The organism is Methylomonas sp. 2BW1-5-20, from assembly GCF_052474515.1.
In genome coordinates this window covers 1,159,837-1,175,001 of sequence record NZ_CP184127.1, presented here as the reverse complement: position 1 = coordinate 1,175,001, position 15,165 = coordinate 1,159,837, and the positions used below count along the sequence as shown (strand labels likewise).

Here is a 15,165-nt window from a genome sequence, read left to right as displayed (position 1 = left end):
ATTGAATCCAAAGGAATATCTTATGAATAATTCATCGCGCCGCGACTTCCTGATCAAATCCGGCTATGGTCTGGGCGGACTTACCTTGAGCGCCTTACTACCCGGCGGTGGCGTTTTGGCGACTAACGTCATGGCAGCCGAGCTGATCGATCCACTGGCCCCCAAACCTACGCATTTCCCCGCCAAGGTAAAAACGGTGATATGGCTGCATCAGGACGGAGCGCCCAGCAGTCTTGACCTGTTCGATTACAAACCGGAGTTAATAAAATTAGCGGGAAAAACCATACCCGCCTCCTTTTTGAAGGGGATTAAGCAAGGCATACGGGGAGGCAACGATGCCAAACTGTTTGTTTCGAATCGTACCTGGAAGCAACACGGCGAAAGCGGGGTTTGGTTCTCCGACTTGCTCCCCAATCTGGCCCAGCACGCCGACAAAATGGCCTTTATCAAAAGCAGTATCACTATTGGCGCCACCCATAATATTTCGGTGCAGAAGCTGAACACCGGCGATGTCAATCCCGGCCGGCCGTCACTTGGCGCCTGGATCCAATACGCTTTGGGTTCGGCCAATCCGGATTTGCCCGCCTATACGGTGCTTTACAACGACAAAAAAGTACCGAACGGCGGAGCCGCTACCCATTGGAGTGCCGGTTTCCTGCCGGCTGTTTACCAAGGTACGCCGTTCCGGCCCGGGGCATCGCCGATCCTACATTTGGAGAGCCCGTCATTAATAGCCGCGAAACAACAACGAGGTGAATTGGACCTATTAAAACGCTTGAATGAGCATAGCGCAGCCTCTTATCCGGAAGATACCGAGCTTAAGGCTCGCATAAATTCATACGAACTGGCGGCGCGCATGCAAACAACCGCCCCGGAAGTCGTCGACATTAGCAAGGAATCGGACGCCACCAAAACGCTATACGGTCTCGATGACGATGCCACTAAAGATTTCGGTACTACCCTGCTACGCGCGCGCCGCCTGACCGAGCGCGGCGTACGCTTCATTCAGGTGATCTCGGGTCCGTTGATGATTGATGGCGAACCATTAAACTGGGATGCTCACCGAGATCTGGAAAAGAACCATCGCGCCCACGCAAATGCTGTCGACAAGCCTATTGCCGGTCTGATTGCCGACTTGAAAGAGCGCGGTCTATTGGATTCTACTTTGATTGTGTGGACCTCGGAATTCGGCCGCACGCCATACGGACAAAGCGGTAACGGCCGCGATCACAATCCTTGGGGTTATACCCAATGGCTAGCCGGAGGCGGTATCAACGCCGGAACCACGTATGGACAGACCGATGAGGTGGGCTTGCAAGCAGTAGGTGAAACAGTCGATACCTATGATCTGCACGCCACGATTTTACAGCTGATGGGTTTGGATCACTTAAAAACAATTTTCTTGAATAATGGCCGCTCCGAGCGTCCAACCGTTGTATATGGAAAAGTGATTAAGGAACTGATTGCCCAGGACTTCTTTACAAAAAACATCGTTTCGGTCTTAACCCAGGCACTTTTATTTGTTGTGATCAATACAAGCACCTTTAAAGGTATTTAATCTTATTATCTCCAAATCAGAAAAGTTCATTATTGTTTATATATTTTATCGAAAACCGCTTATTTTTAAAAATTAAAAAAGTTAATTTGGTTATTTTTAAACACAGCATCCACAACGATTGTTTATATTTCACCAGACTTATCTTTCAAAATTACCCACATTTACTATTCCGCCTTATATTTCCTGGAAAAGCTGATAAATTGAAAATGGCACCTTATTTGCTAAAAGTAAATATCCCGATTGTTACTTTAGATTATCGTTTGATCAGCGACTGATCATTAAATTTTGACAGGTTAACTTGCCAGAAATAACTCATGTTTTTGACGCAGTAACAAGGGATGGAAACTTTAAAATAAGGAGAGTTATTAAATCATGAAATATATATTGTCAGATATTAGTTTAAATAGCCGATTCCGCCAGGAAGTACCTGGTGTAATTAGCTTACGGCGACAACTGTCGCTAGGTATCGCCACCGTCCTGGCCATTTCCTCTATGGTAAGTGCCAAAGATGTACAAGCGGCTTCAAAAAAAACCGTAAAAACGAAAGTATCCAGCGCAAAAATAACCGATGAGGAAAACTCTGAATTAGCCCGTTTGAAATTGCATTTACAGGCAATCGAGCAAAAAAATGAACAGTTGCAAAAAGAAAATGCCTTACTTAAACAAGGTGTAGCCACAACTCGCCCACCCTCGACCGACAGAGGCACATCGACCGCTGACTCAAATCCTCCCGCCGAAGCTGAAACAGTCGTAGCTAAACAAGATGCCGACGAACCCGCAGAGCTTGGCGAAGTGGTATTACGAGCGCGGCGGATTAGCAAACTAGAGAAGTTAAAGGATACTCCGAAATCCGTTTCCATCGTCGCCGGTGAAGAACTGGAAAAGCAAAACACCGTCGATTTTCGCGACATTATCACTCGTGTTGGCAACGTCCGACAGACCTATACCAATCCACAAGCGGGCAGCTTAATGATACGTGGCGTGGGCTGGGCAACAGGAGTAGGTCAGCTCGACCCCAGTGTGGGTATGACAGTTGACGGAGTCAGTTACGGCACAACTGCCATCGGCGCCACGGTAAACTTTATCGACATCGACAGCTTCGACGTCACCAGAGGCCCGCAAGGCACCCAGGGCGGAAAAAACTCCAGCATTGGACAGATTAACGTCAATACCCGAGCTCCGAGCTTTACATCCGATGCATCGGCATCACTGACATTCGGGGAGCGCAATACGATTAGAACCCAGGCTGCAGTTGGCGGGCCAATTTGGGATGGTTTACTGGCTTGGCGGGGAACGTTTTATCGTGATCAGGCCGAAGGCCAGGAGGTCAATGTTAACGACAGGAATTTCAGTTATACCAACACCGACCGAACATACGGTCGGCTCCAATTTCTGTTAACGCCATCCGAGGATGTCACAGCGAAAGTGAGTCTGGAATACACACCGGTCGGCCACGAAACATCCAACAATTACTTGAACTTTTTTCGAGCAACTCCGGATTTTTACGACTCGGTTAATGCCTCGGGAAATCGCATTGCCGTCAATCAGGCGCTCGAACCAACCGGCAGACTCGGTCGACGCTGGTTCGCACAAGAAAAGAACTACACGGTCAATGGCGATTTCCTCGGAAACAGAATCAACCGGCTGAATCAGAATACCAATAACTATGGCACAAAAGGTGGGACCTTCAACCTATCGTGGAAAGCCTTCAATCACACGCTCACGTCAATCACCGCTTACAAAGACTACTTTTTCGACTCCGGTGGCGGCCCAATCTCGGTTTTTGATATTGACCGCTCGCCATCGACCGGTCATGTCGAGTACCAACAGTTCAGCCAGGAACTGAAACTAAGCTCGCAAACCGGTGGCTTCGTCGATTACCAGACAGGGTTGTATTTATTCAAGAACGAAATTCCGGAGCGTTGGACGACTGCCAGATATGGTTCCGATGCGGGGGCGTACTACGCAAACGTGAATCAATACAACCGTTTGGACGCCAATGGTAACGGCCGTTATCTAATGTTGAATTCAATAGACCGCTTGTTTACCAAAACCAAGGACGACATTCGCAATACCAGTGTGGCTGGCTACGGCAATCTGGATTTCCACTTTACCGACGCTCTAACCGTCAACACCGGCGTGCGCTTGACTAGCGAAAATCGCAATACCACCTCGGAACGCCTCATCGAAGACCTGGGATTCGGCGCTGAATTGAATCCATCTTCTAGTAATAACGTGGCCTTGGGCGGGTTTAACAGTAATGCCAGTGGCGCCTTGACGACCAATTCTGCGGAACAGCTCGCATTGGCCAATTCGGTCGCGCAAAAGTACTTTAACGCGGCTAACTATGCGGCACTAACCGACGCGCAGAAACAACAAGTCGCGGATGCCAAGGCCATTCGGAATGCCCGTATAGGCGGTTTGTACCAAGCTACCGAGGCCGAAGCGTATCAGAAAGTACTACCAACGGCCACTTTCAGCCCAAGTTATAAAATCACTGCCGACCACACGGTCTACTTTACTTATCAGCACGGCGAAAAAGCCGGGATTTCCCAAATCGTCGGTGCGACAGCAAACGGTGGTAAGTCTGCGCTAGCCAAGGAAGAAATAACCAATAGTTATGAAGTGGGATTCAAATCCTCGTTCTTGGATAAAACCCTATTTGTCGCGGCGGACGTCTATTTAACCGACATCGACAACTACCTCCAACCGATGTATTTTGAGGATAAGGCACAAACGATCCTTAACAACGACGGCAAAATTGCCTATACCAGCGGCCTCGGCAACGTACCAGCGGTGCAGTCAAAAGGTGTGGAGCTTGACGTGACCTATTCCGGTCTCGACTACACCACCCTGCGATTCGCCGGCGCATATAACGATGCTCGTTACGTAGACTTTAAATTTCTCGCTAATCCGCTGGAACTCGGCGCTAATTCGACGCCTTACTACGATGCGAGCGGTAAAACCTTGCCGGGTGCCGCCAAGTTTAGCTTTAACCTTAACGCCGATTATGTACGGCCGATATTCGACAAGCTAAATTTCCATACCAACGTCAACTACCGCTTTACGACAAGCTATAACAACGATCCGTCGCTATCCCGTTATTCCGTGGTCGATGCTTTTGGCATTACTGATTTTGCGATTGGCGTGGGTAGAAGGGATAAATTGTTTGACGCCAGCGTCATCGTGAAAAACCTCTTCGATACCGACTACGGATTTAATTCCAACTGGAATACTTACGTGCCAAGTTTACCAAGATGGGTGGGTGTCATGGTCAGTACCAAGCTCTAATAATGTCGATTTAGATTCTTGGACAACCTTGTATCTTTACGCTTGATAACTGCCTAAGACGGCACTGGTTTTATACAGACCCAACGTTAAAACGCCGAGTGAAGCGTACATTCACTCGGCAACTCCGCTCCCGCTCTGCCTAGTCACGCATATCGATGCCTAATACCGGCATTCACTATCTATCTGAGATACACCGCCGCTAACAGTAATAAGGCCAGACCGGCATAACGCCAACCGATATCGACATTCTGCTGCCCGGACTTGGCGAACTCGGCTTGTTGCAGTGCCTGATCCAGGCTGTCGACATCGGTTAGGCGCCGATACTGTAAACCGCTCTCGGCGGCCAATTGGCGCAGGTAGCTTTCGTGCAGCCGGCTCATATGTTCGTCGCCGGTTGCCTCCTCGCTGCCGAACGGCGCGTTACGGGCGTTATAGCCCTGGATTTTCTCGGGATTCAAGTCGGATTCACCGAAGGATGACCGATGCGGTACGTCTTCCGGTTTATAAAAACCCTGGCGTTGGCCCTTGGCGTCGAACTTGGGGATAGGCGACAGTTGATCGCCACCGACACCGACGATGACGCCTTTTACCTGATCCTTGACTACCGACAGGTCCGGCTTATAACGCGGATTGGGCGGCGGCGCCTCCTGGCCGTCGCTGAAAAACACCAAGGTCTGGTCCTTGTCTTTCAGCATCTCCAGCGTACTTAATAAGCCGCTGGCGATGCGGCTGTCGGCGGCCCAGGCCATGCGCCAGTCCACTGCCGCAAGGGCCGCGTCTATTTCTGCAAAACCCGAGCAGACTTCGATCGGTTCGAACAACAGGGTCGAGCGGCGTTCGGTAAATACCCCCAAGCCTACCTGCGAACCGCATGGCAGTTTCAACAATTCCTGCCGCAATGCCTGTTTCACAAACTGCAAGCGGCCAACCGGCTGTCTGTCCAGTTGATAGTCCTCGGTATTCATGCTGCGGGTAATATCGACAATGAATGTCAGCCGGTATAGTGCGGCTGGCGCGCTGGTTTGCGGACGGAAAAATACCGCCAACAAGGACAGCAGCGCGATAGCCAACAGCCAGAAACGGTAATCCCTGAGATTGGGGGCGATAGTCATATAGCGAAATTATCGGTCGGAAAGATAAGCGCCCAATTAGGGTAAGCCACGCGGAAAGCCCGGCAAGGTGGTCCACAGCTGAGTCTTTTGGCTAAGATCGTCTTTATCGTCGCCGCTGCTGATTCTGTCCATCTCCGGCAACAAACGCATCGCCACTTCCAGATTATATTTGGCATCCCAAAAATCGCTATCCAACATCAGGGCTTCGCGATAGGCTTGCTTGGCGAGCCCCAGCAGGGGCATCGCTTCGTTGACATTGCCGGCCTGGGCTTTTTCCATAGCCTGCCGCAAATACAGATTGCCCAGATTATAACGGGTTTGTGCTTGCGCCTCGATCCCGGATTGCTGCAATAATAGGTTCAGCGTTGCCAAGGCTTCATCGTAACGTTGGTGCCGGCTGAGATACACGGCCCTGGCCATGCGCACTTCCGGCGCCGACCTCGCTAATTCATCTGCGCCGACATCTTTATCGGCCAGCAACTGGCCGATCAGCCGATTTTGACCGGCAAGCCCATACAATTGTTGCAACTGCGTCAGCGTCACGAATAAGGCTGCCGTCAGTGTGGCCCAAAGCAGCCAGTGTTTTAATTTGCGGATCACGGTCTGGCCTCGCAGAGTTTCACGCCCAGCAATAACAGCAACATCGCCGCGGCCCAGGCATAACAGCGCGTCGATAGATCCTGTTTCGGAATCCGTTCGAAATAATGCAAGGGCCGGTTTTCCAGGCGATTGATGTCGGCTACCGCCTGTTGCAAGGCGCCGGGCGTTTCGGCTTCGTAAGCCTTGTATGGAATATGCAGGCTATTAAAGAACAGATGCAGATAGCGTTCCGGCATGGCCTGGGCGTTGTCGTCGCGCGGGTCGTCGGGGATTTCGAACAAACCCGGACTATTGGCGGTGCGCAGGAATACCCAGTACAAACTGACTTGGCGCTGTTTGAACAACTCACGCAACGCGGCTTCGCTATCGGGATCGATCACCGCCGCGCCGTCCGACACCAACAACACGATACGCGAGCCGGTCACCGGCCGGCTATCGAAGAACTCCAAAGCCATGCTCAAACCCTTGCTGACGTTGGTATAGGCCAAGGCCGGCAAGGCGGTGGCGTCTATCGCGGCATGAATGGCGGCTTTATTTTCGGTCAGCGGCAGCACGAATAGCGGCGAGGTGCTGTATTCGGCGATACCGATCAAATCGTGTTCGCGGTGATCGACAAACTGATTCAATAAGCGGCGGGCAGCGCTGGCTTTGGATTCCTCGCCCTGAGTTTCCGGCGCCTTGCCGGCGAAGGTGTTGTCCATGCTGTTACTGCGATCCAGCAACATGACGATATGCGCGCCGTGACCGATACGCTCCACCTGCTGCTCTTGCAAGTACACACCGGCCAAACCCAGCGTTAGGGCGCCTATCGCCAACACGCCGAGCAAGCGGATTGCACCGCCGATGATCATCGATAGGGAATCTGGCGGCAAAATAGCCAAGTAAGGATAGGGGTTGGCTATCGCGCCCAGCCTGAATACCGGCAACAGACATAGCAATAAACCCAGCAAAGCCCACGGATACTCCAATCCTAAATTCATCGGCTGCCTCGCTCGATTTCCCGACAGTGCAGGCACAGCGTCTTTATTTTTTGCAGATCGTTTTCTTGCGGCATTGTCGAAGCGTCGCCGAAAAAATAACGGTTGGAATAGTCGAAAAACCAGGCCAATTCATCGGCAATGCTGCGATATTCCGGATGGCTCTGATAAAACTCGGCGAGTTTATGCAAAAACACCGGTTTACCGTGCAAACCGTTAAATGCCAGGTGTATCGCAGCCAGCGCTTGCGGCAATTGCTGCAGGCCGAGATTTTGCAGCTTACGCTGCGCCCGCTTGAATACGCTGCGTTTCGCCAGACCCGGTAAATAACCGTAATGCCAAGCCAAGCGCAAAGCGATGCCCAGAGCCATCGCCAGCGCAACAAATAAGCGCTGGACAATTGCCGCGTCGTCCAACAAGCTCGGCGCTTGATCCGGGCGGATGTACTCGCCGTGTTGGTCCTGCCTGACCACCACTTCCCGCAATGGCGCAACGGTAAAGCGCCAGGCCGCTACCGGCTGTTCCAGGGCTTGTCCGTGTTGCTGAAAACGCAAGGTAAAGGCGGGTATGCTCAGTTCCTTCACCTCTAGCGGTGCATAAAATTCCTGATACAGCAAATCGATTTGGTATTGCTTGCCGCCGCCGTTGTCTTGCTCGGTAACATTGATCTGGTTAAGTTGTAACCAACGATTCAGTCGGCCTTGCGTTGGCAAACTGCTACGCTCAAGTTCCATGCCCGAGCGGGTTTCGATCAAGATGCGGTGGCGTATGGTATCGCCGATCACATAGCCGAACGGGCGCGGCGTTTGCAATTGAAAATCGCGCAGTGCCCGGTTGGACGCACCGGAACAAGCTGCCAACAGCATCGTTACTATCACCGCCGCCAGACTGAGGCGAACCCGCTGCAGCGCCTGCATCACCCTGCTCTCCGTAAAAAATATTGTGTTAGCTGCGCCGCGCGATAGCCGTTCTCGATAAACAGCGGCTCGCAGCCAAACGCCCGAAAATGGTGTTGCAATTGGCTGCGGCGCCGCGCAAAAGCCTGTTCTATCTTGCGCTTCAATCCAGGACGCAACCATAAGGTGCGGCGCGTGCCGGTTTCCAGGTCCTGGAGTTGAAACAAGCCCCAGTCCGGTAACCGGCTGTATTCAGCTTGATCCCACAGCACCAGCGGAATCACATCGTGACAACTCAAGCTTTGCAAAATAGCCTGTAATTGTGCCAGCGGAAAGTGAAAATCCGACAGCAAAAACACCAAGGCCCGGTGATTAGGTAAATAGCGCTGAGCTTGCAGTAAGCCGGCCGATCCCGGCCGCAATACCAATTTTTGGAGGCGTTCGGCCAACGCTTGAATGCGCCCCATGTGTTTACCGGCCGGCAAATAGCAGTCGGTTAAAACTTGCTGGTTACAAGCGATAAAGCCAAAACCATCGCCGTGATCCAAGGCCGAAGCAGCAATCGATAGCAGCATATCGGCCAAAACACTGCGCTTGTTGTGGTTGCCGGCGAAGCCCATCGAAGCCGACAAATCGGCCAGCAAAAACACATCGACTGCGCTATGTTGCTGTTGTACCCGCACTTGATAATTGCCGAACGGGTCAAGCAGACTGGCGCGCAGATCGATGCGCCTGGGGTCCGGGCGGGCAATCAAAGTTTCATGGCGTTTGAACAATTGGCCGTTGCCGACCATTTGCCCCGGATGCGCGCCGGGAAACACGCCGACTACAGGGCGCGGCGGACGGTATTGGAAGGGTTGAATAGGATCCGACATTTTCTTAGCGGGTGATCGTTATTGACTAACGACCAAATTAGCCAGCACGGCCGTCACAATGAGGTATCCCGGAATGGAAAACCTCAGCGGCACTTTCATCAATAACGCTACCACGCCCGAATAGGTTTGCGGATTGCGGCTGTGGATGGCTTCCCCGAACAGCCACAGCAGGGAGTTGAGCAAGCATAAGGCCAGGATCGTGAAAAGGCCCACATCGCTGAACAAAAACGATTTGTTAGCCAATAGCGAAATACGTTCGCTGGTATCGATAAAATTGGCCGTCAAAATACCTATCATCAGACCGCCCTCGTCGAAGGCCACCAGAAAGAAGGTGTAGGTAAATCGCCGTAAGCGGCGGCTGAACTCCGTTAAGGCCGGAAAATGCAGTGACAGATATAACACCGGCAGGCTCAGACAAAACAGCAAAGTGCCGACCACCGCCAATAATATCCAGAACTTAAAGCCCACTGCGTCGTTCAAGGCACTGGTGTAATACGCGGCATAAGGCACATCGGCATGTTTATCCAGACTACTGGCGATAAACGAGCAGATAAAGCCGACGCCGGACCAGGTTAAATAGGTTTCCAATAGGTGGCCAAGGCCGGCATGCGGCAGCATGGCGTGCAGAGTCGCTTTAATATTCATGGGTGTTACGGTGCTGCTATTTGGTTGAGGATACTGTCTATCAGAGTGGGAATCAGTTCGTCTTTGCGATAGCTGTACATCGGATTCAGAAATATCCGGTGCGACATCGTCACCGCGTAGACCGACTGGAGGTCTTCCGGCAACAGGCTGTCGCGATTCTCCAGCCAGGCCCGGACTTTGGCGGCGCGAATCAAATAGCTGATGCCGCGCGGGCTGGCGCCGGCCTGCAGCAATTGATCCATCTCCACATCGATTAACTTGATGCCGAAGGCTAGCGGATCGGCGGTAGCTTTCCATAAATCCAACGCGTATTTGCGTAAGGCCGGTGTGGGCTGGATGCTTTGCTGAATAGCGGAGGCCCAGTCGTTGAGCTGATAATAAGGAATCTGGCCGGCGGCCATTTCGCCGATCAAGGCATCGACATCGTGGTAACGCGGATTGAACATCAAATCGTCCAGCACGGCATCGTCACGCGGCGTGTCGATAGTGATCTCCATGAAAAACCGGTCACGGGCGGCAGCCGGCAGCTCGAAGGTTTCTTCTTTTTCCACCCGATTCCGGTCGGCAAACACCTGAATGTGCGGCATCCGGTATTCGCGGTTGAATGCGCCGATGCTGCGCTCGGCCATCACCCGCAATAACAGCGAGTGTACTTGCGGGCGGGCGCGGTTGATTTCGTTAAAGAAAAATACCGATAACTGTTCGCCCTGCTTTAACAAGGGACCGGGATCGACACAGGGCCGACCCTCGCTATTCAGATAGGTATAATAAATCAGATCGGCCGGCATCAGGTCGATGGTACCTTCGATACGTTGGTATTGACCGCCCAGACCTTGGGCGACGGCCCGCAATAAGGTAGTTTTACCGACGCCCACCTGTCCTTCCAACAACACATGGCCGCGGGCGAATACCGCTATCAGAAGATTGCGCACCGCCGCCTGTTGACCGACCACGACCCGGTTGATTTGTTGTTCCAACTGCAACGCACTGGTACGCCAGTCGCTGAGAGTTTGCTTGCTTGTCATAGCTGATTTAGCGCGTTGATTAAAGCCAATACCGCAAAAAAAACTCCGGGGCGCGATGGTAATGCCGCAAAGTTAAGAAATACTCGCCACGCCGGCCGCGTTAACCGGTGGACTACTTAACTAATCGGCATCGCAACTGCCCGGAGCCGTGAGGTTTCGTTTAAAAGTTGTTTAAAGGCTACTGCACTCGCGAAGTTTTTAAACAGCTTGTATTTGTCCAGCATGCCGATGCACCGCACGCTATGTTGTGCTCGCGTCCGCGAAATAATGTCCGATTCCGTCCGTTTTTAAGTTGCCGCCATCCCTAGCGGCGTCCTAAGGGTTCGATTTTCTGGTTGAAATGTCCTCACATACATTTCAAGGACATTGTCATGACGCTACATGCGCTCCCAACCTAGCCAAATCGCTATTGGCCTTCCACGTCGTAAACAAATTTACCTGTTTTCGCCAGCACTTCAGTACGTTTGGCGTTGCGCGCTTCCATTTCCTTGATCGACTGAGCCTGTTTGTTCAGTTCGTTCGGATCGTGTTTAGGATCGTATTTGCTGCCGGCCACTTGCGCCGGATAGCCGGGTTTCGGCTCCCAGCAATTGCCAGCTTCTTTACATTTGGTACCGTCGTAGGCTTTTGCCGCGCCGGACAGTGCTAAAGCCAGCAATACTGTGCCTAACATTACTAGTCTATTCATGTTGATCTCCTCATTAATTTATAGGTAACCCTTTCCTCGTCCTCACGCGCTGCGCGGAAATTCAGGGCGTGGCCGCGCTACGGCAAAATAACCGCCGTAGCGCGGTAAATCAGCGTTCCCATTTACGCCCTCGGGTACGCGGCGCGTGGGAACGGCCTAGCCATTTATTTCAACCAATCGGCTTTCTTCGGATCGCCTTTATAGATGTGGCGAATGAACGCCATGATGTGCAGCATATCGTCGGTGCTGAAGTTGACGTACTGCGGCCCCATCATGCCGTTAGCACCGCCGAACAACAGCTCGAACAAGCCTTGGTCGGTGGAGTTTCTGGGATAGGTCCAGTAGTCGTCCGCCAATCCGGGTCCGAGCTTACCTTCCGCTTCGTGACCATGACAACCGGAACAGCCGGTCATATACAGGCTTTCGCCTTTCTTGATCGCTTCTTCGTCGGAGTTATAGGGGTTTTTACCGGTTTGCATAAATTGCTTAAACTTATCGGTGTGTCCGCCTTTTTTAGCAAAACTCAGGTCCAGCACTTCGCCGGTCAGAGCATGACGCAATGTGATGTCGGCTTGCGCCGTAGAAATGGTCATCACTGTCAGAGTCAGCGCCGCGCCGCTCAAAAGTGTTTTAAATTTCATTATTGATAAATTCCTGTTAGTTCATGGATAGAGCTGCATCGGGTTCGTCCAAAAGCGGGATACCGTCCGCTTCCAGAATATCCTCAATCTCGCTCTGTTGGTCTTTAATGATTTTGTTCAACTGCGACAGCAAGGCGGTATCTCCCTTACGCACGCCAATTGAAGTGCTGTAATGAAAACCGACCTTCTCGCCGTCGGCCCGCTTGTTGTTGTCCGGTATCACCGTCATTGTCAACGGCGTACTGGAGGCTTTGACATAACGCGCCGCCGCCGGTCCCCACAACACCGCTATATCGGCCTTACCGGTCGCCACTTCGTTAACCAGCTTGTCGTTCTCGTACTTGATGTACTGATTACGTCTGGATTTGAAGTCGACCAGTTCCTGTTGGTAATTGAACATATCGTTGTAACGGCCTATCACGCGCAACATGGTTTCCGCCGGCGTGCCGGGTACGAAAGCAATCCGTTGCACTTTGCGTAGCGCTTCGCTATCCCAATTCTGCAAATCGAGATTGTCTTTGCTACGACTGATAAATACGTAACCGGAACGATAGTAAGGTGCCGTAGTGGACAGCCGTGGATCGCCTTGATCGACGCCCATCACTACATCGCACAAACCTTTGTCGACATAATCCCGAATAAAGTAACGCGGATCGGTCCAGGTCACGGTTTCCAATTTGCGACCCAGCTTTTCGGCAACGTATTGCGCCAGCTTGTTTTCGAAGCCGTCGCCGTTTTTATTGGAATAAGGCATTTCGTTTTCGGCCGTGCAGACTTTCAAAGTCGACTGTTCGGCTTGCGCGGAAGCCATGCCCAAGCCCAGCGTTAAAGCGGTAAATATGCGTGTCGTTGTTTTCATGGTTTGGGATTCAACGTAGGGTGGGCAGGCAATGCCCACCGATTCGGTAAACAAGGTGGGCACAATGTGCCCACCCTACAAATGGCGTTCGTTCCGCGTTTACAGCGAGAACACCATCACGCCGCCGCCCATTTGTGTGTAATGCGCCAGTTCCTTGAAAGCGCCTACCGCACCCAGACCAGCTGTCGGATCGGCCAAATCGAATACCAGACCTACGCCGGGCCAACCACCGACACCGTAGTAAATCGCCACATATTGCTTGTTGTTGTGTTTATAGGTAATCGGGTGACCGATAACGCCGGAAGGCAGTTTGAACTTCCACAACTCTTCGCCGGTTTTGGAATGACGAGCCTTGATGTAGCCGTCCAGGGTGCCGTAGAACACCAAGTCGCCGGCTGTTGCGGTCGTACCGCCCCAGACTGCGAATTTCTCCTGCACTTCCCATTCGATTTTGCCGGTCACCGAGTTCATGGCTTTGACTTGACCCAAGGTGCCTTTAGGACCCGGATACATGTTCAAAGTCGCGCCCACGAAGAACTGACCCGCGCGGTATGGCAACATGAACGGTTCCCAGTCCATGCAGATATGGTTGGTGCCCATAAAGAACAATTGTTTGTTCGGATCGTAAGACTCGATACCCTGGTTGTGGTAACCCATCGCCGAAGGACAAATGCCGGTGGCTTGGTGGTCCATGTGTGTGGAATATTCTGGATCGCGAATTGGCAGACCGGTTTTAAGATCGACTTTTTTCACCCAGTTGACGGTATCGTCGATTTTGAATGCATTAACTAAAGTGCCGTTTTCGCGGTTCAAGGTGTAAACCAGACCATTACGATCCGGATGAGTCAGCAGCTTTGTTTTTTTACCATCGACCACTTGTTCGGACAGGCCCATGTAGTTAACACCGGCATAGTCCCACTCGTCGTGCGGGGTTTTTTGGTAACCGAACTTGGCTTCGCCGGTATTGACGTCGCGACCCCAAATGGTCATGGTCCATTTATTGTCGCCTGGACGCATGGTTTCGTTCCAAGGCGCCGGATTACCGGAACCGTAATACAGCATCTCCAGATCGCTGTCATAGGCATACCAGCCCCAGTTAGTACCGCCGCCGATTTTCCAGGCGTCGCCTTCCCAGGTTTTTAAACCCAGACCGAACTGGCCGTAATGCGGGTTGGCACTATTAAAGTCTTTGGACAATTTGATGTCTTCGTCCGGACCGGTCGCATATACCCGCCAAGCTTGTTTACCGTCCTTGATGTTATAAGCCGTGGCGTAACCGCGCACACCCAGCTCGGCACCCGAAGTACCGACGATGACTTTGTCTTTCACCACGAACGGCGCCACGGTTAACGTCGACCCCATCGCAATGTCGGAGTTTTCCATTTTCCACAGCAGTTCGCCGGTCTTGGCGTTAATCGCCACCACATGACCATCCAGCTGGTTCAGGAAAATAGTAGCGGGATAGTCCTTACCGGCCGGCGCATAGGCCAAACCACGGTTAACCACGTCGCAGCAAGCAACCGCGCGGGCTGCCGGGTTTTGCTTGGGCTTGAATTGCCATAAAATCTTGTCCGGCTCATCCAAGCTGATCGCGAATACATTATTAGGATATGGAGTATGCACGTACATAATGCCATCCACCACCAGCGGACCACCCTCGTGACCGTTCAATACGCCGGTGGAAAACGACCACGCCACTTTCAGGTTTTTGACGTTATTCGCGTTAATATCGATCATTTCGCTGAAATGCGTCGAACCGTAATCCTTGGTCTGCATCACCCAGTTGGTGTTTTGCTTGGATAATTGTTCCAGTTCTTTATTCGCTTGCGCCGATTGCGACACGGACATGGCCGCAGCCGTAACTAATGCCGTGGTCGTAACCTGCTTGGCAAACCGTGAAATTTGCATGAATCCTCCTGTGTTGTTTATTAGGTTGCATGGCTCGGCAAATCGGTTGGTTAGGGGAGCCTTCCGTTAAAAGCTGATACGCCATCGGCA

General features: G+C 52.1%; 13 protein-coding genes. 2 read left to right on the top strand and 11 right to left on the bottom strand.

The genetic code is table 11. The features are described from left to right. Positions 1-22: 22 nt before the first annotated feature. Complete coding sequence (locus ACH50O_RS05300) at positions 23-1,558, top strand: DUF1501 domain-containing protein (protein ID WP_446810990.1); 1,536 nt, start codon at positions 23-25, stop codon at positions 1,556-1,558. A 372-nt stretch (positions 1,559-1,930) separates the two neighbouring features. After that, positions 1,931-4,849: a TonB-dependent receptor gene (locus tag ACH50O_RS05295; RefSeq protein WP_446810989.1), complete on the top strand. Its 2,919-nt coding sequence runs from the start codon at positions 1,931-1,933 to the stop codon at positions 4,847-4,849. A gap of 179 nt (positions 4,850-5,028) precedes the next feature. Here ACH50O_RS05295 and ACH50O_RS05290 read toward each other — a convergent pair whose 3' ends face one another. The 11 genes from ACH50O_RS05290 to ACH50O_RS05240 form a co-directional block, all read right to left on the bottom strand. Continuing rightward, entirely contained in the window at positions 5,029-5,961 is a 933-nt protein-coding gene (locus ACH50O_RS05290) for a vWA domain-containing protein (protein ID WP_446810988.1), read from the bottom strand. A gap of 36 nt (positions 5,962-5,997) precedes the next feature. Further along, positions 5,998-6,561, bottom strand: a complete 564-nt coding sequence (locus ACH50O_RS05285; RefSeq protein WP_446810987.1) for an MxaK protein — start codon at positions 6,559-6,561, stop codon at positions 5,998-6,000. Continuing rightward, positions 6,558-7,541, bottom strand: coding sequence for a vWA domain-containing protein (locus ACH50O_RS05280; protein WP_446810986.1), 984 nt, complete (start codon positions 7,539-7,541; stop codon positions 6,558-6,560). Before ACH50O_RS05280 ends, ACH50O_RS05285 begins: the two co-directional genes overlap by 4 nt. Beyond that, complete coding sequence (locus ACH50O_RS05275; protein WP_446812116.1) at positions 7,538-8,455, bottom strand: nonribosomal peptide synthetase MxaA; 918 nt, start codon at positions 8,453-8,455, stop codon at positions 7,538-7,540. The genes ACH50O_RS05280 and ACH50O_RS05275 overlap by 4 nt, the downstream gene beginning before the upstream one ends. Further along, entirely contained in the window at positions 8,455-9,309 is an 855-nt protein-coding gene (locus ACH50O_RS05270) for a DUF58 domain-containing protein (protein ID WP_446810985.1), read from the bottom strand. Before ACH50O_RS05270 ends, ACH50O_RS05275 begins: the two co-directional genes overlap by 1 nt. An 18-nt stretch (positions 9,310-9,327) precedes the next feature. Further along, a complete protein-coding gene (locus ACH50O_RS05265) occupies positions 9,328-9,954 on the bottom strand; it encodes an MxaP protein (protein WP_446810984.1) in 627 nt (208 codons plus the stop codon). A 5-nt stretch (positions 9,955-9,959) separates the two neighbouring features. Next, the gene (locus tag ACH50O_RS05260; RefSeq protein WP_446810983.1) at positions 9,960-10,979 is read right to left on the bottom strand and encodes an AAA family ATPase; all 1,020 of its coding nucleotides are present in this window, start codon (positions 10,977-10,979) and stop codon (positions 9,960-9,962) included. 406 nt (positions 10,980-11,385) lie between these two features. Further along, positions 11,386-11,667, bottom strand: a complete 282-nt coding sequence (locus ACH50O_RS05255; protein WP_446810982.1) for a methanol dehydrogenase — start codon at positions 11,665-11,667, stop codon at positions 11,386-11,388. Between the two features lie 164 nt (positions 11,668-11,831). Next, positions 11,832-12,308, bottom strand: coding sequence for a cytochrome c(L), periplasmic (moxG, locus tag ACH50O_RS05250; protein ID WP_446810981.1), 477 nt, complete (start codon positions 12,306-12,308; stop codon positions 11,832-11,834). 16 nt (positions 12,309-12,324) lie between these two features. After that, complete coding sequence (moxJ, locus tag ACH50O_RS05245) at positions 12,325-13,167, bottom strand: methanol oxidation system protein MoxJ (RefSeq protein WP_446810980.1); 843 nt, start codon at positions 13,165-13,167, stop codon at positions 12,325-12,327. 99 nt (positions 13,168-13,266) lie between these two features. Continuing rightward, complete coding sequence (locus ACH50O_RS05240) at positions 13,267-15,075, bottom strand: methanol/ethanol family PQQ-dependent dehydrogenase (RefSeq protein WP_446810979.1); 1,809 nt, start codon at positions 15,073-15,075, stop codon at positions 13,267-13,269. Between the last annotated feature and the right edge of the window lie 90 nt (positions 15,076-15,165).